This window comes from Paenibacillus sp. BIC5C1, from assembly GCF_032399705.1.
Taxonomy (GTDB): Bacteria; Bacillota; Bacilli; order Paenibacillales; family Paenibacillaceae; genus Paenibacillus; species Paenibacillus taichungensis_A.
In genome coordinates this window covers 5263460-5286185 of record NZ_CP135922.1, presented here as the reverse complement: position 1 = coordinate 5286185, position 22726 = coordinate 5263460, and the positions used below count along the sequence as shown (strand labels likewise).

Below are 22726 nucleotides of genomic sequence, written 5' to 3'. Positions count from 1 at the left end.
TGAAGTTCGATTATAGCAGATTTGAATGGTGAATTAGCGCGTGAGTACTCATAGAATTTCAGAATGGGGAGAGGTTCTTAGAAACAGCGAAACAGGTGGTGAGTGTGATCTCGCCACCTGTTTGTATATGTTGCTTGTTATTTTCGGTCCCAGAGCACACTGTAGCGGCAGCAGATAAAAATGATGACATTGACGGCTGCGGCTATGCCGAACACCAACGCAGGATTGGACAGCTCGGAGATCCAGCCGCTTCCCCATATAGCCAAGGGCATGCCGAGCTTGAACAGAGAGCCGGTAATCCCGCTGATCCGGCCTATCATGTGATGCGGCGTGGATTCCTGACGGAATGTCCAGATGCAGATTGTGCTGATGGTTTGGAAAATACCAGATAGAAACAGGCCCACTGCAAGTCCGTAGGTGGAGTGGGACAAACAAAGGATTAAAAAGGCGAATCCTTGAAGCAATGTGGTCACCACAATCAGCACGCCAGCCGAATATTTGCGGCGCAGGGAGCTTACCATCAGACTACCGATTAAACCACCTGCCCCGGCAGCAGCTAGTACAAGTCCAAGCTCCAGATTACGCAGTTGCAAAGTATCTTTGGCATAAAAGATGACGGTTGCATCCACCATACCATAGGTGGCATTGAGAAAAATGACCGTAATGCTGATAACCAGTAACATATGGTTGCGTCGCAGTTCGATCCAGCCTTCTTTAAAGTCTACCCAGAAGCACTGAGGAGATGTTCCTCTGGACACAGGTGCAGAGTGCAGTGGTAATAGAATGATACATGATACCGCAAGTAAAATGGCCGTAATTAACAGCCCCGTATACAAGTTGGATAACATCAAAAGCATTCCTGACAGGGCGGAACCCATAATGGTAATTAACGTTGTGGTGAAACCCAGAGCCGCATTAGCTGACGTTAGCAGTGGCGTAGGCACCGATTGCTTGATCATGCCAGCTGATGCATTGCGAAAAGCATAACTTAGTGTCATCAGCATAAAACCGCACCCGTAGAGTACATAAATGGAAGGTTGACCATATTGAAAAGACAGAAACAGCGCGAGCAGAAGCATAACCTGTAACGCGATGGAGCCAATAGACCACCATTTCTTATGCACCCGGTCCATCAGTACACCGATAAACATGGCGAGAAACAGATTCGGCAGAAATTCAATGCCACGCATGGTGGACATCGCTACAGGAGATTTTGTGAGTTCATATAAAATAAGAGGCAGGGCCAATTCATAGATTTGATTGCCCAGAGCAATGATGCCGCTGGCAACAAACAGAATGATAAAGCTTGGATTTCTCCATACGGATGTGGCGGGTGTGGTGACAGATGCGGCGTGTACGTTGATTTCGGACATGGATAACAATCTCCTCTTTACGTGTGGTAATGAGGTCCATTATACTTTTGCAAAAGAGGAAGAAAAAGCGAAGCATTCACCAAGTCGACTTCGCCTTTTAGGAGGGTGAAGATGGACGCAGAAGAGCATTACCTTATCTTGCGCACCCAGTTTGAGGGTGTTCCTGAGCAGGAAATGATTGAAGTCACGATGGAACAGGTCACTGAACTGCTGGATTGTTCGAGGCGCAATGCACAGCTAGTTCTGAACAAATTGACGGAATCCGGTTATTTGACATGGATACCCGGTCGTGGAAGAGGCAAGGTATCCCGAATGTCTTTTCATATTTCGATATCGGATCTGCTTGCAGCCAAAGCGAAGCAGCTTGTGGAGAATGAGCAGCTGAATGAAGCATGGCGTTTAATTGATTCTTCCGGTACACAGCGAATGAAGGATGACTTTACCGATTGGCTGGAACGACAGCTGGGCATCTTGCGCACCGATGAGGAGGAACGGGAGGTGCTGCGTTTTCCCTTTTACCGTCCAGTCCCTCATCTGGACCCCGCGTGGGTTCAGCGGCGTACTGAATCTCATTGGGTAAGGCAGATCTTCGATACACTCCTCATATTCGATCCAGAGGAAAAACGTATTCTTCCTGGACTAGCCCATCATTGGGAATGGGACGAATCATCATCGCGCTGGCGATTTTACTTACGTAAGGGAGTACGGTTCCACCACGGTCAGGAAATGACTGCACAGGATGTGAAATTTACATTTGAACGCATGTCAGGAAGGACATCCTCAGAATGGATATTTTCTTTAATTAAAGCTATAGAGACTCCCGGGAGATATTGCATTGACTTTTATTTTGCCCAGCCCAATGCAGTATTTCCAGCTTTTCTCTGTACGGATCGCTGTTCGATCGTACCTGAAAATTTGGGAGGCCCTGATAAAGCTGCATGTTTCCCAGCACTGCCGATTGGCACGGGTCCTTTCCGTATGATCAAAAATAATGAATCCCTGCTTGTATTGGAAGCGAATGATCTTTACTTTGAAGGGCGTCCTCATCTGGATCGGATTGAGATGTGGGTGTGGCCGGACTATGAAGGACAACCTGGATCACACAGGACAGGCAGGGATATGCAGCTGTTATATTCGGATGCGAGTAGAGAATCAACGAGTGAACCCTCTCTCAGCCAGTTGGAGAATGGTAGCACCTATCTGACCTTTAACCTGAGCAAAGCAGGGATTCAGCAAAATATTCTATTTCGTCAGGCCATAGATATGGGATTGGATCGGGAACGAATGATTAAGGAACTGGGTGGACTTAGGCAGTGTGCATCGGAAGGGTTTGTGCTCAGTGGAGCGCAGCAGGATGACACAGCGAGTTTTGATCTGGATGAAGCCAAAAAACGGATTCAGGCATCCGAATATGGAGGTCAGTCTCTGAACCTGTACACGTATGAATGGTTGGAGAATGAAAAAACGGCTGCGTGGATTAGCAGGCGATGCAAGGAGATGGGGGTTCAACTGAACGTAGTGAAGCTCCCGATCGAGCATCTGGCTGACCCTCAAGTGCTGGCACAGGCCGACCTGGTCATGGCAGGAGAAGTGCTTGGGGAGCAGGCAGACCTGACCCTGCTGGAGCTGTATCAATCCCGTTTCAGTTTCCTGCGTAATCACCTCAGCCCGGAATTGACCGCTTATGTGGATGACAAGTTAACAGTATGTATGGGAGAACCAAGCTCGGATGAGCGAATGAAGCTGCTTATGGACATTCAGGAAAAGCTCAAAAGTTCATCTAATGTCATCTTTCTGTATCACAGCCTTCAGAAAGCCCAGCATCACCCCATGCTTGAAGGCATGGCCTTAAATGCATGGGGGAAAATCGACTACAAGCATATCTGGGTGAAGCATGTCGAGGAAGTGTAACATCGAGAAATCCAAGATGGTACTATCCTTCATCCGACCTTTTCATGCAGAAGGCTATAATGCTCATGTATAAACCACACAGCCTCTTTGCTCGAGGGTAGTTAAGCAGGAAGTGGGCCTCAGATTGCTATTCCACCTGAGATCAAGCTTCTCCAGATGCTCCAGCTCCAGGATGGATTCAGGAATTTCCGAAATGTCGTTATCTCTCAAATCTAGCTCAATCAGGTTGGCGAGTGCACCGATTTCTGAAGGTAACTGGGTTATTCTGTTTGTTCTAAGGCTTAGCTTTCTCAATTTTTTCATGCCCTGAATAGAGTGAGGCAGTTCATTAATCCGATTGTTGTTACAATCCAATATGCGAAGTTCAGTAAGGTGGCCTAGTCCCTGAGGCAGGTAAGTGAGCAGATTACCGTATACGTGAAGTTCTCTCAATTGGCTTAGTTCGGTAAGCGATTCGGGAAGTGATTCCAGTTTGTTATAATATAAACGTAGCTCAATGAGGCTCTTCAGATTGCCTAATTCTGCTGGGAACTCCCGAAGCTGATTGTCTGTAACATTCAGATATCGAAGTGACTTGAGGTTACACAACTCTGCAGGAAGATTTGTAAATCGATTGTTGCTCAGGTAGAGGAACGTATCCAGCGAGCTTAATTGTCCAATTTCTTTGGGCAACTGTTCGAGACGATTATGTCCAAGATCCAGCATTCTCAAGCGAGCAAGGCGACCGATAAGGCTTGGCAAAATCTCAATTTCATTTCCTGCATAATTCAAAACTTCAATATCAGTATGTTGGAACAGCCGATCGGGAATTGTGTTGATCCGGTTGTTATAGAGGCTTAGTTCAAGCAGATTTTCAGTATCCCATACATGTTCCGGTGTCTCGGTTAAACCCAGCCCATCCAGATTAATTCTCATCACATTCTCTCCTCGTTATACAAAATAATGGACATGCTGGTTGTGGAAAATAGGTGGTTTGATTGTGGCATCGTGTTCTTGAACCTACTATAACAGCGCTGGTGAAGAAGTGCTGTATGCCAGCATACGATCATCCGAGGTACAGAAAGGAAGCTTATGGGCATTATGACATTATGGCAAGATATTCCGTTATTCAGAGACTTGTATCCGGAAGAACTTGAAGAAATCTGTCCTTTATTCCGAACGATATCTTACCCCAAAGGCAAACGGATTTTTGATGAAGGTGAACCGAGTCATTATGCCTATATTGTGTTATCGGGAGTCATCAAAGTGTACAGAACGACACAGGGGAGAGAGCATACAGTTGATTTGCTGGGTCAGGGCGATGTCTTTGGAGATATGGAGCTTATCGATCCCATCAAGGAGAGGCTGTTATCTGTGGTTTCCCATCGTGACAGTGTGGTCTGTACCATTGACGGTAAGGTATTCAAACAGTTGATTGCCCAATATCCAGGTGTTAAAGACCGTTTGCTACAGCTTCAGATTGATCGTCTGATCCTGGCTAATGAGAAGCTGCATGAGATGAAAATCAATGATGCCAAAACACGATTAATGCTGACGCTGCAAAAACTGTATTCCAAATTCGGTGCACAGGAAGAGGGAAAGTCCATCATTAATTTGAGACTGACTCATCAGGATCTGGCAGATATGGTTGGAACTCTGAGGGAAACGGTAAGCATATTGTTAAAGGATTTGCAGCAGCAGGATGTGGTGCAAATGCAAAATCAAAAAATAGTTATTATGAACCCTGAAGCGTTGATGAGCTTCGCCAAGTCTGAATAAACGAGCAGCTATTGGAAATGAACGATATGTAAAGTTATAGGTTGGAGAGGGGCGAGTGATCATGCATAAACTATCTGCAAATGAATTAGTGGATCGGGAATATCATGCTTGGGAGGAACTCAAGGAACTGTTGGACCATGGACAAAATAAATACACCTATATACCTGCACAGCGGGAGGTCGGAGAAGATGCGCTCTATCGCCTCCAAGTAAGCACCAAATCCTATTTGGGAGCCGTTGCCTATGAGACAGAGGGAATCGTGTTGGATGATGGCTGGATTACATTACTTGGATCGGGTAGTGACCGTATTTTCGGGAGTCTGACCCGTTGGAATGGTGTGGGTGACATGCCGTGTGTACCCGCATTGGAAGGCATGATGATCGTCGCCTACGATGCCGCGGGTGGATTTTTCGGAATGGATATGGGTAAGTATGGCCGTACGGGACATGTATACTATTTTGCCCCTGACACGCTGGAATGGGAATCGACAGAACTGGCTTATTCAGGCTTCATCAACTGGTTGGCCAATGGTGATCTGGAGCAGTACTATCAGACCTTTCGCTGGAAGGGTTGGCAAAACGACATGGGGCAGCTTCAGACAGGGCAAGTATTTGCATATTATCCACCGCTTTGGACAGAGGAGGGCGGCGGCGAGAGCAGCACAAAAGCTCCTGTAGCGGTGGAGGAGGCCTGGAAGGCAGCATTGGCTGGGAAATGATGTGTTATGACAGGGCTGTAGGGGAGGGAGTATATGAATAAATTGAATATCGATAACATTCAGAAGTATTACGGCATTGTGTTTCCCCACGAATATGTGGAGTTTCAGCAGGAGTCTGGCGGTCAGGCATTTGATATGATTGAAAATGGAGAGATCATTGATTGGGAGATTCGTTTCTCTGCTCTCGATGATCAGTTCATTGCGAATAACATCAATCTGGTTGACGATGTGAATCCCGATCCACGCCGGATCATTCCATTTGCTTGGAGTGTCAGCAGCGGCAACAACTATTTATTGGATTATCGAACGAATTCAGAATCTCCTGGCGTACTGGTTATGGATCATGAAGAAGCAATGGTGCGCGAAGATGCTGAGAGTGAATCAGAGACATCGGAGGAAGCCCAGCAACTGCTGGAGGAAAATGTACGAGAGATCGCTGCCAATTTCAATATATTCATAACTTGTTTAAAAGCCAGATCGAGTGATTCAGTAGAGTGATTCACCGTTTGAACATCCTCATGAACGACAAAAGGCTCGCGCTATGCGCGGGCCTTTTACTCAAACGAATACATGCATGTTCTAATTGAATGATATAGAATACATCCTTGTTTGCAACCTATCCAGTCTCAGTCATTGTAGTCGTAGAGTTCGATCGTCCAGCTTTGTTATGCCAAACCACGATGACAAGCGAGATCAGACAGACTAAAAGCAGACATCCATATACATAATGATAGGCTTCCTCAATCGGAACGCCTGGAATGCCGTGAAGCAACAGACCGCAAACAGCCACGGATACCGAGCCGCCAAAAAACTGAATCAACTGCAGCAAACCCATACCGGAACCGATCTGTGCTTTGGGCAGCACCCGAGACGCTTCGTTATTCAGCGAAGCTATCGATGCGGAGAGTGCCGGGGAGAAAAAGAGATATCCGCCGGTGATGATCAAGGCAGACTGATTCAGTCCCAGCATAAACAGAGCAAGTACTGCGGCAAGCAAAATGTGTCCGATCATCAGAAAACGCATATTGCCATAACGGTCGATCCAGCGACCTACGAAACGGGTGCAGAATGCCGAAACGATGGCACCCGGAGCAATCAGCAGACCAATAGCCAGTGACGAACGTCCAAACAGATCAGCGAGCACTAGCGGCATCAGGAACAGATTGCCCAGATTTACGACCAGAACACAGAAGCCGATGATCAGCAGCCGGGTAAACCCGGGTGTTCGGAATACATGTGGATTCACAAAAGGAAGGCTCGCCCTGCGAATATACACGATGTGTGCAACAAGTGAAATGACACCTATAGCCAGCCATAACCAAGACTGTTGAGTGATGGCAACCAGAAGAGTGGTTGCATTAATCACGGTTAATGCTGCACCGATCATATCAAAAGGGTTCTCAGGTTTGGCCGTTTCACGAGGTAGAAAATAGAGCAGTACGGGCAGCGCAAGCAGGACAAGCACTGTGATAGCGAAAAGTCCATTCCAGCCCCAATACTCGCTAATGAGTCCACCCACAATGGGACCAAGCCCAAATGCCATGGCACTGCCTGATGAGATCAGTGCGATGGCAGCTCCGCGTCGCTCCACTGGAATATAACGGCTTGCGATGACAAGCCCAAGTCCGGCCATCACCCCTGCACCCGCAGATTGCAAAATACGTGTCAGCAATAGAATTGAAAAGCTGTGCGCAAATAATCCAAGCAATGAAGATAAGCCCAAGATCAGCAATCCAACCGTCAGCAGTTTGCGTACCGGAATACGGTCAGACAAACGACTGTAAATCACCGTCGACAAGGCGTAACCAATGGAGTAGCTTGAAATGACCCAGGACCCCAGGTCCGATGTAATCTGAAGATCATGAATAATCACGGGTAAAGAGACGTTAAACATGGTGGTATTCATCACAACGATGAATAGGCAGCAAGTCCAGAGAGGCATTACAATTTTATCTTTCACGTAACCATTCCTGTCTATGAATTCAATAAACCATTTTACGCTCAATCTATGTATATGGCAATAATGTCATACGGATTCGATTGGTAATCAGAACAAAACGACGTCCTGACCAGGACGCCGTTTTGGTATATTTCACTTTCATGTGTTCATTTTTAGGAAGCAGTAGTTGATGTGCCACGATTGCGAATCCACTTGATGACATCCATCAGAATGACCGCGGCGAGAGCGAGTCCCCCTGCGATGAGGAACTCATTCCAGCCAAAGGCTGCCGGGATGGCGAAGATGCTGCGAACCCCTGGAATCAGCGTGATTCCATACAGGCAGAGACAAACCAGGATGGAGCCGAGGACATATTTGTTGGTAGTGAAGCCAACCTGGAAAATCGTCTGTGTGTTGGAGCGAGCTGCAAAAGTTTGCAGACTCCGTGCCAGAATCAGGGTTGTGAAGGCCATTGCCACACTCATTTCCTCCGAGATCCCAAGTCCAATATATTGGGATACGATAACAGCCACCCCGATCAGAACACCACGTGTAATGACAGCCTGCAACGTTCCGCCGGCAAAGATGCCTTCGTTGATATCCCGCGGTTTGCGCCGCATGACATCCGGTTCAGCTTTTTCGGTGCCCAGTGCAATGGCAGGCAGGGAGTCATTCACCAAATTGATGAAAAGCAGCTGGAGAGCTGTAAATGGGTTCACCCAGCCGACCACAAGTGCAAACAAAATGGCGATAATCGCCCCGAGGTTTCCTGCAAACAAGTACGCAATGGCTTTTTTGATATTATCAAATACCATACGTCCGACACTGACTGCATTTACGATGGAAACAAAGTTATCATCCGTCAAAATCATGGCTGCCGCATCTTTCGCGACATCCGTCCCGCTGCCCATCGCTACGCCGATGTCTGCCTGTTTCAGTGCAGGTGCGTCGTTGACACCGTCTCCGGTCATCGCTGCAATCTTGCCTTTGCGCTGCCACGCACGCACGATGCGGATTTTATTTTCAGGAGATACGCGTGCATACACCGAGATATGTTCGAGTTGCTGATCGAGTTCTTCATCGGACAGTTTGTCCAGCTCTGCTCCGGTAAGAGCCAGATCGTCCGGGCCTGCAAGTCCGATATCAATACCAATGGCTTGGGCTGTTGTTTTGTGGTCTCCAGTGATCATGATGGTGCGAATGCCCGCCTTCTTGGACTCTTCGATGGAACCATATACCGCTTCACGCGGTGGATCGATCATAGCCGTTAGACCAACAAGCGTTAGATCATGTTCGTCCTCGATGGTGAGCTGACCTTGGTCATCAAACTTTTTGTAGGCGTAAGCCAGCACACGAAAGGCCCGTTTGGAGAATGCTTCGTTTTTTTCTTCAAACTGGGTGCGAATCTCGGGTGTCAATGGCTGAACTTCTCCGTTTATAAAAACATGGCTACACCGGCTGAACAGCACATCCGGGCCGCCTTTGGTCAGCAGAGCCGTCTGTCCTTCAAATGTGTGCACTGTACTCATCAGTTTCCGGTCCGAGTCAAAAGGAAGCTCGGCTTCACGCGGAAACTGGTCACGAATTTCATTGTAATCCTTGTTCACCCGGTTACTGAAGGCAATGAGCGCCACTTCGGTAGGATCACCAAGTTCCTTGCCTTCCTGGTTAATATTCGAATCATTGCAGAGTACTGCAATATGTAATAAGCGCCGTTCCTCTGCAGACCACTGTTTGGGATCATCGGGGAATTGGTCTTTGGTGCCATGTGGAATGTAATAGTCCACCACGGTCATTTTGTTTTGAGTAAGCGTTCCTGTTTTGTCGGTACAGATAATGCTGGCAGAACCCAAGGCTTCTACGGCAGGAAGACGTCTGATGATGGCATGCTGCTTGGCCATTTTATTCGTTCCCAGAGACAATACAATCGTCACAATGGAGGAAAGGGCTTCAGGAATGGCGGCGACAGCTACGGCAACTGCGAACATGAGGGCATTCACAATGGATGGCCCGATATTTTCCGTTCCTTCAGTTAACCAGACACGTCCTGCTTCGATGGCGAAAATAAGAATCGACAAGCCCAGGATAAAGAAGCCCAGCTTCTTACTAAACGATTCCAATTTGCGCTGTAACGGGGTTTCCTTCGCCTCTGCATTTTCAATCAATTCGGCAATCTTTCCGATTTCCGTTTTCAGCGCTGTACCCGTAATGACGAGCGTACCCCGACCATACACCACCAGTGATCCACTGAATGCCATATTGCGACGATCACCGATCGGAGCTTCTTCCGGGATGGCATCTGCGTGTTTCTCCGCTGCTTCGGATTCTCCGGTCAGCATGCCTTCGTTGATTCGCAAGCTGCCTGATTCCAAAATGCGGCCGTCTGCCGGGACATAATCCCCTGCATCCAGCAAGACAATATCGCCGGGAACAAGTTCCCGCGCGGGAATCGTTTTTTTCTGCCCGTCACGAATGACTTTGGCTTCGGGAGCGGACATTTGCCGGAGTGCGTCCAGAGAACTTTCGGCCTTTTTGGTCTGCACAACGCTGATTACCGCATTTAACAGAATGACGAGAAAAATGATTAGCGATTCAATCAGGTGTCCAAGGACGATCTGAACAGCGGCTGCGATGAGCAGCACGATAACCATGGGATCTTTAAAATTTTCAATAAACAGCTTCCAGACGGGGGTTGCAGCTTTTCCTTTTAACTCATTATAGCCTTCCGTCTCCAGTCTCTTCGCAGCCTCAGAGGTTGTGAGCCCATCCGTGGAACTCTGAACGTCCTGAAGCGTCTCCTCTGCACTGTGTCTGTAATATTGCAAATGACCAGCTCCTTGAATCATAGATTTCAATGTGCTTCACTTGTATTACCCTTACGGGCAAAATATAGAATCGTTGCATTTCATTATTTTTATGTACACAGTATTTTTCATAAGGAGTCCAGATATCCCTGTTTTAATTTTTTTATTTCCAGTGATGCACATACAAGATATGCATCACTGGAATGTTGAACGTATTTCCGTCGGTGAATCTAACAAATTAGATTAATCGGTAGCCGGGAGGAAGCTCTCCGGTTCTTCTAATTTCGCGAATCTGTGCCAGTGTTAACCGCTGATTGGAAGCAATGAGAGACTCCACATCACCTCTGCGCAAGAAGTCATCCAGTTCGCGAATGATTCGATTTCCCCGCAATACAACGAAATTGTCACGAAAACGTGAACGATCAAATAACACGAGTGTGGCGTTTGGATTGGTTGAGAAAAATTTCAGACTTTCGATCCCTGTCAGAACAGCATCAATATCGGCGATTCCGAGGTTGCCGCGATATACTCTTCGAAGCCCTCTGAAATTCTCCTCACTGTACACGGTAAGACGGGGATACGTCTGAGAAATAGAGACCTGTTTATCCATGGGTCATTCCTCCTCTGCTGTTAGACAAACTGTCTGTATGACAGATTGTGATATACCATATGTTGAACAGCAGGTAATGGCTTGGACAATAGTCTTGGAGAGATGAAGTTCATAGATGATATAAATAGTGCTTGATGGAAAAGCATTACGGTGAATTGCATTCCAGTATACAATGCAGGAATGGAAAGAATTTAAACATATAAACCATGAAGAAAGGGATGACCATACATATGCCCAACAACATAGAGTGGATGGCTCAATGGAAGTCAACTAAGCCACTGACAGACCAATGGATGACTGCGGGAAAGCTGATTCACTTTCCTAGTCATGCTTTACTACTCATCCTCGATGGGAATGCGAACTGGAATATTAATGGTCATAGGGTTCCGATATCTTATGGTGAGTTAATTGCTGTGCAAGAAAACTCTGTGATCGAAGTGATTGAGGTTGGTAATCTGGATTTGGCCGGATGGCATGTTCAGTTCGATACATATGCGATGTTTCCAGACCGAGGTGAAGTGGAGAAATATGATTGGCATGTACCGTCAGGAGAGACATATCAAAAAGTGAAATTAACCGGTGGCACACTGGCGAATCTCAGCGAACATTGGAGTGAGAAAGGTTCTCCTGATCCAAATGCCATCCGGGTTAGAAATCAGCATCTGGTGTATGAACTTTTGCAACATGTATACCGTGAGTTGTCGGAAGAGGGGCCAAACGTGGAACGAAGCATTATCCGCTCTGTGGAATACATGCAGCAACATTATGAACAGGTCATCTCCCGAAAGCAATTGTCTGAGGTCGCAGGCATCAGTCCTTGGTATTATTCCCGCAAATTCAGTGAGCGTTATGGAAAGCCGCCTCTGGATTATCTGGCTCAATACAGGATCTATCGTGCTCAAGAGGAGCTGTTATTAACAACGGCTACATCTCAGGACATTGCCAAAAAGACCGGATTTGAGGATGCCCATTATTTCAGTCGTCGTTTCAAACAGTTAACGGGTGTTTCCCCGAGAAATTATGCACACACGCTACCCCAGCGTAAAATCATATGTCTTTCACCGCTTTGTGCGGAGGTGTTGATTCACTTGGGTATTATTCCGCATGCCGTTGTGGTAACTCCCTTGCTATTGCCTGAACATCAACATGAACTATTTGAAACGCATCAGGTGAAGATGTTGAAAGTCTCCCAATATGAGCTGGATGTGGAACTGATTCGGCAGGTTGAGCCCGAATGGATTGTGGGAAATTGTTGGACAGAAGAGATCAAGCAAAGGCTGCGCACAATCGCACCCATCATAACTGGTTTGAATAACGATGTGGAGGCTCTGCTCCATCAACTGGCTAGTTTGTTTCACCGAGAAGATACAGCCCATAAACTTCATATGCAGATGAAATTGGAAGTAAACGCAGCACAGCAGCAACTGCAGCATTTTGTCCAATCTTCCTCTACCGTGATGGTGCTGAGGGTAGAACCGTTTGGTTATCGATATTTGGGTGGTCATTCTAGTGGGGTATCGCATTTGCTGTACGAACAGCTCCGTTTAACTTTGCCAAAGCCGCTGCAATCAGGGGAGGCGTGGTTTAATCCTTGCTCACTCGACTTGTTGGTCAAAGCCAATCCCGATTACCTGTTTGTGGAGAAACGAGTCATGCAGCACTTTAGTGCTGAAGAAAATATGAACAAGTTAGTGGAGAGCACTCAATGGAATGACTTGAAGGCTGTAAAAAACAACAGGGTATTTCTTGTGGATACACGCCTGTGGGTGGATGGCCGCGGAATTATTGGAAACCAAATGATTTTGAATCAAATTGTGAATAGCCTCGTCACCAATGTCTGATAGAGCACAATAATCCAACTGAATACGCACCATCTCCTATGGAAGGATCTCTTCCTATTTGCTAGTATTTGATAATAATTATCATTATCAATATACATAAGGGGCGAGTAGATCATGTCACGAAGGTTTAAAGGTTTAGGAATGGTGCTGTTGGCGCTAAATTTGGTGCTTTCCGCCTGTTCCGGTACTTCTAATCAGGAAGTGGAAGCTTCAGCAATAATGGCAGGGGAAAATGAAACGAAGGTTGTTCGGGATCAGTTTGGAGAGGTGACGATCCCTACGAATCCTCAAAATATGCTTGTACTGGATTCCATCTATGCCGAGTACTTGATTGAGATGGGCGTTACACCGCAGATGGTTATATTTGTTCCGGAGATTGAACCGGAATATCGTGCGTCTTATTTTGAGGAACAGGGGGTACAAATGATTGAAGCTGAACAATATCAATATAATTATGAACAATTGCTGACGTTGTCACCAGATATGATTGTTACCGCAGGCGTAGGCATGGAACAAGGCGTTTATGATGAACTATCCAAGATTGCTCCAACGGTGGCTTTGGATTCCAACAGTGAAATGCAGATTGCCATGCCGAAGCTGGCTGCTGTCTTTGACAAGACAGAGGAATCTGCCAAAGTGCTGGCTGAATTTGATGAGAAGGCGAAGCAGGCACAGAAGAAAATTTCTCAAGCCATCGGTGACAAAACAGTGCTTGTTCTTCGAGTGGAACACAATCGTTACCGTTTTATGGGTCCCAAAGGAGGCAGCAGCAGCGTCTTTTTCTATGATACTTTGGGTCTTAACAGCCCCGAGGTGATCAAAGACTCTACAGATTGGTTTAGCCAGTTTTCCCTGGAATTTTTGCCGGAAATGAACCCGGATTATATTTTTCTAGAAGACAGGACGCTGAAAGGCTATGATACGAAGGAATCCATGGACAATCTGAAAGAAAGCAAAGTGTGGGCGAGCTTGAACGCAGTGAAAGACAATCATGTCTTTCCGCTGAAAACGAGTGATTTTGTAACAGGTGTGGGTCCTATTGGATCGGCCAAGCTGTTGGATTATGTCGTTGGAAAGTTGGTACCCTAGATGAATACTGGAGCGGAGCAGCAATTGGACATTTACGATATAACGATTGTTGGTGGCGGACCTGCAGGAATGTATGCTGCATTTTACAGCGGGATGAGAGCCATGCGTACCAAAATCATTGAAGCCAAAGAGGAATTGGGCGGGTTTATGCGTACGTACCCGGAGAAGCTGATCTGGGATGTAGGTGGAGTTGATCCGATTCGTTGTGAGAAATTGATCGATTCCCTGGAAAGACAGGCAAGAACCTTCGATCCAACTATTGTATTCGGCCAGGAAATTGCTCAGATGGAACGACGCCATGATCAAGTGTTTGTACTCACCTCAAAGACAGGGGAACGTCACTACACGCGAACGATCTTGTTATGTGCAGGCAGAGGCATGACGCAGGTTCAAAAGCTGGATATTGAAGGCGCAAATCGGTACGAGCTGACGAATCTACACTATACCATTACGGATCTGTCCAGATTCAAGGATAAACGTGTGTTAATCTCGGGAGGCGGAGATTCCGCAATAGATTGGGCGAATGAAATGGAGAGATTGGCGCGGGAGGTCATTGTAGTGCACAGACGACAGGAGTTTACGGCACATGAACTGCCAGTTGCCCAGATGAAAGCTTTTGCCCAAGTCTTAACCCCTTACAGCATCTCTCGCTTATATGGTACAGGAGACAAAATAGGTCGTGTTGAACTCGCCCATGTAGACAATGGTGACATCCTGCCGATTGAAGTGGATGAAGTGATTGTAAGTCATGGATACGATCGTGATTTTGGTAACCTGGTCCATTGGGGACTGGAACGTGAAGATTACGGTATCTCGGTTGATCAGCGAATGTGCACAAGTCAGCCGGGAATATTCGGAGCAGGTGATTTCATTACCTATGGAAGCAAAGTCCGTCTTATTGCTGGTGCATTTAATGATGCTGTACTCGCAGTAAACAGCGCTAAACTCTATCTGGAGCCAGCCGCCTCAGATATGGCAGGGGTATCGTCCCATAATGCAAGGTTCTTTGAGAAAAACAAAGCCATATCTACCCTGTAAAGTAGCATGTGTAGAATGTAAAATAATAAAAAAAGCCCGACCCGTGTTGAGAATTCTCCAACATGGTTGGGCTTTTTTTATTAAAACTTTCATGCTCAACTAACCATAAGTTAATCCTGTGGTTCCTGATGTAATTCAATATATGTCATAAGTTCCTTCACTCCTGCAAATTGCAGGGTTAGTTGGCTATTAAGCTTTTGCAAGGCTAGTTGAAAGGCTTTATTAATCTGTGTATAATCCTGCGTGCCGACAGTGTTCAGAAGCTCTTTCATATGTTCAATGTTGTAGACGGATTTTCTTAAACTGCTGATGACCAATATCTTTCTTAATTCGGCTCGGGTATACATTCGATAACCGTTGTCAGGGTCTCTTTCCGAGCAAATCAAGCCTTCGCTTTCCCAATGTCTGATAGCAGAAGTGTTGACCCCGGCTGCTTCGGCAGCTTTTCCAATCGTCATGGTATCCAACGTTCCACCCTTTATATCGTTAGCAAAATCCACCTGTTGCACCATGTTCCAAATGTCTTCCATTCGTTCCTTCTCCAGTTGGCTGTTGTACAGCTGCTGGTTCATAAGCCAGAGGGCATCCATCGTATTGCCCTGTCTTACTTTTCTCATAACTTCGTATACAACGGGAATCTCGTACCCTTTCAATAATAAACGAATGGCAACAAACGCCTGAAGATGAATAGGGGTATAGTACCTGTGATTGCTGGCGGTCCGTGGAACGTCAGGAATAAGGTTCTCCTTTTCATACCGTCGAAGTGTAGTTGTACTTATATCCAGCCTTGTGGCAATCTGCCCAGGTGTATATGCTCGGTTCATGCTTCTTCTCCTCATGCTTCAAGTAAAACCTTCAAGTGCTACATTAACATACCTCGCGCCAAAGTCCATATTTTATCCACATTTTATAATGAAAACCGGAAGATTGCATCCATGTTATACACTGAGGGTATCAACAGTAAAGGACTGGTTTAATTGCAGAAAATGATTACATTGTTAAATGGCTCGCAGCTTGAAGTGGGTCTGACGGGAGCACAAGATCGTAGCGTCATTATGCTGCCCATAGCCAAAAAGTCCGTAACCGGACAAGAAGCCGAAACCTTAAAGTTATGGGGTGTTGATCCTGAATTGGGTGCAAAGTTTATCGACGGACTTTCCGATGAATATCAGATCCTGCATTTTGATTATGAAGGCCACTATATGGCAGATCCCCATCCGGAACATTTTACGCCCGAATATATCGCTCAGGATTTGTTACGAATTGCAGATCAGATGAATGTGAATCGATTTAGTTACTATGGATACTCTTGGCTGGCTCTCGTGGGGCTGCAGCTCGCCCTTCGGACTGACCGTATGGCAAGTCTCATTATGGGAGGATTCCCGCCATACAAAGGGCCGTATGATGAAATGCGAGTAGTGACCACAAAGACTTATGAGGGAGCATTGAAACAGCATGAAGAATTGGGAGAAATACATTCAGCAGAAGCTCTAATGAAAGCAGAAGAATTGAGCCCGGATCAATTGGATTGGGACAACGTGGAATTAAAGATCGATCCGGCTCAAACAAAACAATTTGTGACCTTGTATCAAGGTTTAATTGATTTCGATGATCAACGTATTCATACTCAGCTGAATATGCCCAGATTGGCTTTTGCAGGAGAGAAAGATACGATTGTGTACGGTGAGAAATTTGGCAGTGTGACGGTGGATATCGCTGGACGATTGCAAAAGCATAAACCCATTCTTGAGAACTTCGGCTGGACCGTCGAAATCATCAAGGGAGCGGATATGGATCACACCAAAGCGATGCAGCCCAGTACCGTTCTCCCTATTATCCTTCCCTGGTTAAAAGCTCAGTTAAGCTGAGGATCGGCAAAAACAAGTTGATATTACTGTGTTACATCGTCTAAAGCTCTTTGTTTGCGCTGCTGATAATCCAGGATGGATTCGTATAACAATTGCTCGTTGAAATCCGGCCACATCACATCCGTAAACCAGAGCTCGGAATAAGCGGCTTGCCATAATAGGAAATTGCTTAACCGTTTCTCCCCACTGGTTCGAATTAGCAGATCGGGGGCAGGATTGAGTCCGGTATACAAAAACTTTTCGAATTCCGCCTCGGAGATTTCCGAGGTTTCTTTTTCTTCATTGTTTTCTACGATGTATGTTTTGATCGCTTGCACAATATCGTTTTTACCTCCATAATTCATCGCAAAATACACAGCCATCCCGCTGTTCGTTTGGGTTAGTTCCACCACTTTGCGCATCGCTTCCTGTGTTTCTTCTGGGAATTTTGAGATATCACCAATAAAATTAACTTTGATATTATTCTGATTCAGTTCCTGAACAGTTGTATCCTGTACAAATTCGACCACCAAACTAATGATGTAGTCGACCTCTTCCTTGGGCCTTTTCCAGTTTTCTGTAGAGAAGGCGTACAGCGTGAGTGAAGCAATCCCGTTTTTGTGGCACATGCTTATCGTTTCCCGCATCGTCTGCATTCCTGCATAGTGCCCAGCACTTCGAGGCAAGCCTCTTCTTGTCGCCCATCTTCCATTTCCATCCATCATAATTGCAATATGTTTAGGGACTAATCCGTTCCAGTCGATGGAATGGATAGTATTTGGTTTTTCTTTATGTACACGGTGCCACTTCAATGGGAATTCCTCCTGCTCAAGCTAGAATAAGTTAGACACGTATAATGGATTCAAATGTTTAAAGTGATTTCCATAATTTATGATTATTATATAGGATTGCACAGGGACAAGCCATGATAGGTTTACAATGTCACCAAGAAGCAGCAGGATCACCTTGATGTTAAAACAACAAATAACCCTGCATCTGTGGGATTACTTACAGGGAATGAACAAAGCTGCACCCAACTATCGGTTATCCTACAAAAACCTGCTCGTTTGCTGATTGAAAGAGCTTTCATTTCATCCGTATACTAAAGGTGTCAACAAGGTCGGATGTGTCTTGAATGGCATCCATCTTTATTTGGAAAGGGTGATTGGACATGGGAAGATTAACTGGAAAAGTTGCAATTATAACTGGAGCGGCAAGCGGTATGGGATTGGCTGGGGCTCAATTGTTTGCCAGAGAAGGAGCAAAGGTAGTGGCTACCGATGTAGCGATTGACGCTTTGCAGGAACAAGTGAAACAGATCGTAGCTGACGGCGGCGAAGCGATTGCATTAAAGCTGGATGTATCCAGTCCGGAATCATGGAATGCAGTTGTGGAAGAAACCGTCGCAAACTATGGCAAAATTGATATTCTGGTCAACAATGCCGGCATTCACATTGCCAAAGGCATTCTGGAAGCAGAATTGGAAGATTGGGACAAGGTCATGTCCATTAACGGTACTGGTGTATGGCTGGGAATGAAGGCAGTTATCCCTTATATGCAGCAAAATGGACAAGGCTCCATCGTAAATACGTCCTCCATCGCTGCCATCATTGGGGGAATCGCCGATGCCCAGGGCGCAGCATACAGTGCTTCCAAGGGATCTGTGCGTTCACTGACCAAACATGGTGCACAGTGGTTCGCCAAAGATAACATTCGTGTGAACTCTGTACATCCAGGGGCTGTGTTTACCGGCATGGTGGAAAAAGCGGGCATCAAGTCCCAAGTGGAGATGGGAGAGCATTACAAAAATCTAGCCCCACTGCCTCCGCATGCCGGAGAGTCCATGGATATCGCCTATGCTTACTTGTTCTTAGCTTCTGATGAATCCAAATTCATCACGGGTGTAGAGCTGCCAGTGGATGGTGGCTGGATCAGCAACTAACAACAGATTGATGGAAGCATTCAAAGAGGTACTGGTTTCTCAGTTGTCATGAGAGACGGTGCCTCTTTCCATTTCATCCAATGATGGATTCAGATTCGAACGGTAAACTTCATTGGAGCGATTCATGCGTGTAAATTCCAGCAGCTGCTCCGCCATATAGGAGGCACTGTATTTGAAATTGCTTTGCACCCATCCTGTAATCAAACCAAGAACTGCATTGGCCTGATAACAGGCAAGAAGTTCCTTGTTCACTCGGGGGTCTGGCGACATATCGGTTACATCCTCCAGATACAGAGTTTTGAGCGTTTCATAGAGTGTATCCCGAAAACCCGAGAGCGTGTTTGTGTTCACCAGCAAGGCATAAAAAGTGGCATGGCCAAGAACATGGTCGAAAATTTTGATCGCTGAAGCGTTCAGGTCCATGATTCCGAAATCCTGGTAGTGCTGGTAAGGAGCACGGTAGGCGAAGATCAGATCTGCCATCACGTCTTTCAAAATTTCATTGAGCAAGTCTTCTCTATATACATAATGTTTGTAAAAGGTACTGCGATTCACATCGGCCAATTTCACGATATCGGTAATGGTAATACTCTCGAATGGCTTGCGCGACATCCATTCTAACAATGAGGCTTTCAGGGCCTGTTTGGATCTGTGGACTCTGCGATCCATGTCGGGTATAGATAGGGATTTATGCATTATACACATCCTCCTTTGCTGATCAATGATACATCTAACATAATGCGAATGAAGCATACAAATATGTGAATAAATGGTGAATTACATGCGCTTTCAGTCCATGATGGTTCGTTCTCCATTATAATAAACCAAAACGGACGAGGAGATGAACTCCAGTTGAAAAAACAAATGTGGATCATTGCCAGCTTTGTGGTTGTAATTGTGTTGGGGGCTTATCTGATTGCAAGCAATGTGGGGACAGAAGAAGCAGGTAACACCGAAGCGCCCAATATCAAGAAATTAGTAGAAGATATCAGTACAGGCAAGGAGAAACCGGAATCGGCCTCCATTAATGCCACCCAGTTAATCGTCACGGATAAAGGTAACCAAACGACAACCTACGACTTGCCTGAAAAGGAGTTTTTCCTTTCCATTGCACCCTATGTGGAACAGACTCATCCCTGTGCAATTCATAGCCTGACCGGATGTCAGGGTGAAATGAAAAATAAGAACTTCATTGTGACGATCCATGACTCCGAAGGGAATACGCTTATGAAGGATACTGAGATGAAGGCTGGTTCCAACGGTTTTATGGATATCTGGTTAGCTAGAGATAAGTCATACCTCATCCGTGTGGTGCATGATGGAAAGGTTGCAGAGACACAGCTATCTACTTATGAAGAAGATAATACGTGTATCACAACGATGCAGTTGAGTTAAAACGTTGTAAAGAGAAAGACGCTTGATCGTCTCTCTCCGGTTTGACAAAACGTATAAATTCATTTACGATTCAGATACATTTAAATGAATGTATATGGGGAGTTTATATGGCGAGAAATAAATATCCGGAAGTTACAAGAAGGCGCATTATGGAATCGGCTGTGAGATTGTTTACCCTTAACGGGTACAACAATGTATCCATTCAGGATATTGTGAATGATGTAGGAGACATTACTCGAGGTGCATTCTATCATCATTTCAAAACACTCGCAGATGTGATCCAGGCGGTAACCAAAGAAACCATGGCCGAAAAAAGTGTATTTCACGAAGCTACGGATCTGGCCAGCTTAAATGCACTGGAACGTCTAAGACAGGGCGTATCCTTTTCCATTTTGCAAAGCATCAAGGAAGGGGACCTGTCGAATGTTTCTTCCAATATGCATTCAGCTGAATTTGTATTTAGCCGGATTACAGAAGGGGCAAGAGTGGTTGCTCCTGGCATCAAAAGAATCATTGAGGATGGAAACAGGGACGGTTCCATGCAAGTCGCCTACCCCAAACAAGCAGCGGAAACCTTTACGATACTGTTTGATATCTGGATGAATCCAGGCATATTCGAAGTCAGTCGAGAAGAATTTTTGCAGAAAATAGAGCATATCCGTTTGCTGTTTGAAGGTGTTGGCATATCACTTGTGAATGAGGATCTGAAAGGTGTATTTATTCAATTGTTTGATGCGGTAGAAAAATAGGCTACATGTTGTAGCTTATTATTTTACTTATATACATTCATTTGAATGTAAGTGCTTTATATGCTGGTCTTCATTCTATCATCGTAGCTGAATCCAAAAAAAATTTACCCATATACATTCATATGAATGTATAACTGCTTAAGGAGATTGCGATATGAAATTAATCGAGATACTATTTGTAGCTGTACTTATTCTATCAAGCCTTTTATTTACGTTTAGACAACGAGGTGTAACGAGAAACAACGTCATCATTCTGGGTGTAGACTACCTTGCTTTATTGACAACCCTGATTGCAGTGGGGGCTAACTGGCGCATGATTCCGGCGTATATGATGCTGATCGCTGTTACATTGCAGGTATTTATTAAGCACAAAGCCATAGAGGTATCCCGCAAAAAAGCAGTGAAGCTGCTAAAGGGAACGGGTATTATCTTTGCCACCATTCTCATGTTTGCCTTACCGATGCTCTTTCCAATTCTGACTTTTGCTGCGCCTACAGGACCGTATGCGGTAGGAACGCAGTCTTTTCATCTAATAGATACAAGTCGAAAAGAGCTGGTTGTCCCCAACCACCAGGTGCACCGGGAATTAATGGTACAGGTCTATTATCCGGCGGAAAAGAATACAGGTGAACCGGCTCCATATCATGCAGATATAAAAGCACTGAGTAAGCAATTATCGGTAACTCAAGGATTTCCGTATATTGCAACCACTCATCTTGGGTTGACCAAAACCCATTCATTTACCCAAGCAGTGCCTGTGCAAACGGACAGTAAGTTCCCCTTACTTCTGTTCGCACAGGGAATGAGTCTTTACGGTCAACAAAATACATTCCAATTGGAGGAGCTGGCCAGTCACGGCTATGTTATCGTGGCGCTCAACTTTACGGGTGATGCCGCAACAACTGTTTTCCCTGATGGGGATCAGGTAGATTTTACACCCATTGAGAACACAATAACCTTCTTGAATGAACGTATTCATATTTGGGAACAGGATGTATCCTTTGTTCTGGATGAAGTGATCGGCGGCGATTTTGACGAAGCATTCAAGCCCATTGCAGCGATGATCAACCCGGAGCAGATTGGCATGCTGGGTCACTCCTTTGGCGGTGCGACATCGGCCCAAATGCTGGTTAAGGATGAGAGGGTCAAGGCAGCGATCGATATGGATGGCGGATTATACGGTGGTCCCATGCCAATAGCTGGTCCTGGAAAGCCGTTTCTGTTATTGAATTCCGAGGCTTCCATTCGATTCATGGAAGAGGCCAATAAGGGAGAGCCCGGGAATAGGGATGAGCTGTTTGCCGAGGCTTACCTTCGCAATCAAACGATTGAGAAACCGGGTGTATATACGGCCACCATTCCTAAAACCAATCACGGGAGTTATACCGACCTGGCTGGCGTATCTCCAATCATTAATGAAGCAGGAGCCGATGTATCAGCCAATTTCCAACTTATTAATGAATTATCGCTGAGCTTCTTTGATCAGCATCTCAAAGGAATAACCGACCATACTCTGGATGACATTCGGACCGCGCATCCTGAAATTAACTTAATCAAGTATTAGATTAATTACAGTTAAGAGAGCCCGCCTTGAATGCGGGTTCTGTCATTTTTCTGTTTATGCAGTGAAAGGGAAGATATTGCAAATGAAAAATAATCATGCTTTTGAATTGACAAAATCGCAATCCTACGGGATAATCCATTAGTGATAA

At 45.6% G+C, this 22726-nt stretch carries 20 protein-coding genes; 12 read left to right on the top strand and 8 right to left on the bottom strand.

Annotated features, from left to right (window positions below; translation table 11 throughout):
- Positions 1-137: 137 nt before the first annotated feature.
- Positions 138-1373: an MFS transporter gene (locus tag RS891_RS23710; protein WP_315793363.1), complete on the bottom strand. Its 1236-nt coding sequence runs from the start codon at positions 1371-1373 to the stop codon at positions 138-140.
- A 111-nt stretch (positions 1374-1484) separates the two neighbouring features.
- Here RS891_RS23710 and RS891_RS23705 point away from each other — a divergent pair, with 111 nt between their 5' ends.
- A complete protein-coding gene (locus RS891_RS23705) occupies positions 1485-3284 on the top strand; it encodes an SgrR family transcriptional regulator (RefSeq protein ID WP_315793362.1) in 1800 nt (599 codons plus the stop codon).
- 63 nt (positions 3285-3347) lie between these two features.
- Here RS891_RS23705 and RS891_RS23700 read toward each other — a convergent pair whose 3' ends face one another.
- Entirely contained in the window at positions 3348-4199 is an 852-nt protein-coding gene (locus tag RS891_RS23700) for a leucine-rich repeat domain-containing protein (protein ID WP_315793361.1), read from the bottom strand.
- A gap of 165 nt (positions 4200-4364) precedes the next feature.
- On the opposite strand from RS891_RS23700, the gene RS891_RS23695 reads away from it, so the two are divergent.
- The 3 genes from RS891_RS23695 to RS891_RS23685 all read left to right on the top strand — a co-directional run bounded on the left by RS891_RS23695 (position 4365) and on the right by RS891_RS23685 (position 6258).
- Positions 4365-5042, top strand: coding sequence for a Crp/Fnr family transcriptional regulator (locus RS891_RS23695; RefSeq protein ID WP_315793360.1), 678 nt, complete (start codon positions 4365-4367; stop codon positions 5040-5042).
- Positions 5043-5103: 61 nt separating this feature from the next.
- Complete coding sequence (locus RS891_RS23690; RefSeq protein WP_315793359.1) at positions 5104-5760, top strand: DUF2625 family protein; 657 nt, start codon at positions 5104-5106, stop codon at positions 5758-5760.
- 33 nt (positions 5761-5793) lie between these two features.
- A complete protein-coding gene (locus tag RS891_RS23685; protein ID WP_315793358.1) occupies positions 5794-6258 on the top strand; it encodes an SMI1/KNR4 family protein in 465 nt (154 codons plus the stop codon).
- Between the two features lie 118 nt (positions 6259-6376).
- On the opposite strand, the gene RS891_RS23680 is transcribed toward RS891_RS23685, so the two are convergent.
- From RS891_RS23680 to RS891_RS23670, 3 genes are all read right to left on the bottom strand, one after another.
- Positions 6377-7720 carry an MFS transporter gene (locus RS891_RS23680; protein ID WP_315793357.1) on the bottom strand — a complete coding sequence of 448 codons (1344 nt, stop codon included), beginning with the start codon at positions 7718-7720 and terminating at the stop codon, positions 6377-6379.
- A 152-nt stretch (positions 7721-7872) separates the two neighbouring features.
- A complete protein-coding gene (locus tag RS891_RS23675; RefSeq protein WP_315793356.1) occupies positions 7873-10524 on the bottom strand; it encodes a cation-translocating P-type ATPase in 2652 nt (883 codons plus the stop codon).
- Positions 10525-10741: 217 nt separating this feature from the next.
- On the bottom strand, positions 10742-11113 hold the full coding sequence (locus RS891_RS23670) for a hypothetical protein (RefSeq protein WP_315793355.1): 372 nt from the start codon (positions 11111-11113) through the stop codon (positions 10742-10744).
- A 230-nt stretch (positions 11114-11343) separates the two neighbouring features.
- Between RS891_RS23670 and RS891_RS23665 the strand changes: the two genes are divergently transcribed.
- The 3 genes from RS891_RS23665 to RS891_RS23655 all read left to right on the top strand — a co-directional run bounded on the left by RS891_RS23665 (position 11344) and on the right by RS891_RS23655 (position 15081).
- Positions 11344-12954: a helix-turn-helix domain-containing protein gene (locus tag RS891_RS23665; RefSeq protein WP_315793354.1), complete on the top strand. Its 1611-nt coding sequence runs from the start codon at positions 11344-11346 to the stop codon at positions 12952-12954.
- Positions 12955-13068: 114 nt separating this feature from the next.
- Positions 13069-14043, top strand: coding sequence for an ABC transporter substrate-binding protein (locus tag RS891_RS23660; protein ID WP_113053654.1), 975 nt, complete (start codon positions 13069-13071; stop codon positions 14041-14043).
- A complete protein-coding gene (locus RS891_RS23655) occupies positions 14044-15081 on the top strand; it encodes an NAD(P)/FAD-dependent oxidoreductase (protein WP_113053655.1) in 1038 nt (345 codons plus the stop codon).
- A 110-nt stretch (positions 15082-15191) separates the two neighbouring features.
- On the opposite strand, the gene RS891_RS23650 is transcribed toward RS891_RS23655, so the two are convergent.
- Positions 15192-15905, bottom strand: a complete 714-nt coding sequence (locus RS891_RS23650; protein WP_315793353.1) for a MerR family transcriptional regulator — start codon at positions 15903-15905, stop codon at positions 15192-15194.
- Between the two features lie 153 nt (positions 15906-16058).
- Between RS891_RS23650 and RS891_RS23645 the strand changes: the two genes are divergently transcribed.
- Positions 16059-16949: an alpha/beta fold hydrolase gene (locus tag RS891_RS23645; RefSeq protein ID WP_113053657.1), complete on the top strand. Its 891-nt coding sequence runs from the start codon at positions 16059-16061 to the stop codon at positions 16947-16949.
- Between the two features lie 23 nt (positions 16950-16972).
- On the opposite strand, the gene RS891_RS23640 is transcribed toward RS891_RS23645, so the two are convergent.
- Entirely contained in the window at positions 16973-17740 is a 768-nt protein-coding gene (locus RS891_RS23640) for an undecaprenyl pyrophosphate synthase (protein ID WP_315793352.1), read from the bottom strand.
- Positions 17741-18099: 359 nt separating this feature from the next.
- Here RS891_RS23640 and RS891_RS23635 point away from each other — a divergent pair, with 359 nt between their 5' ends.
- Entirely contained in the window at positions 18100-18870 is a 771-nt protein-coding gene (locus RS891_RS23635) for an SDR family NAD(P)-dependent oxidoreductase (RefSeq protein ID WP_113053658.1), read from the top strand.
- 39 nt (positions 18871-18909) lie between these two features.
- Here the strand turns inward: RS891_RS23635 and RS891_RS23630 are convergent, their stop codons facing one another.
- Positions 18910-19566: a TetR/AcrR family transcriptional regulator gene (locus tag RS891_RS23630; protein ID WP_181586593.1), complete on the bottom strand. Its 657-nt coding sequence runs from the start codon at positions 19564-19566 to the stop codon at positions 18910-18912.
- A gap of 168 nt (positions 19567-19734) precedes the next feature.
- Between RS891_RS23630 and RS891_RS23625 the strand changes: the two genes are divergently transcribed.
- The 3 genes from RS891_RS23625 (at position 19735) to RS891_RS23615 (ending at position 22578) form a co-directional block, all read left to right on the top strand.
- Positions 19735-20265, top strand: a complete 531-nt coding sequence (locus RS891_RS23625; RefSeq protein ID WP_397333670.1) for a CueP family metal-binding protein — start codon at positions 19735-19737, stop codon at positions 20263-20265.
- A 107-nt stretch (positions 20266-20372) separates the two neighbouring features.
- On the top strand, positions 20373-21014 hold the full coding sequence (locus tag RS891_RS23620) for a TetR/AcrR family transcriptional regulator (RefSeq protein WP_113053661.1): 642 nt from the start codon (positions 20373-20375) through the stop codon (positions 21012-21014).
- Positions 21015-21168: 154 nt separating this feature from the next.
- The gene (locus RS891_RS23615) at positions 21169-22578 is read left to right on the top strand and encodes an alpha/beta hydrolase family protein (protein ID WP_315793351.1); all 1410 of its coding nucleotides are present in this window, start codon (positions 21169-21171) and stop codon (positions 22576-22578) included.
- Positions 22579-22726: the final 148 nt, after the last annotated feature.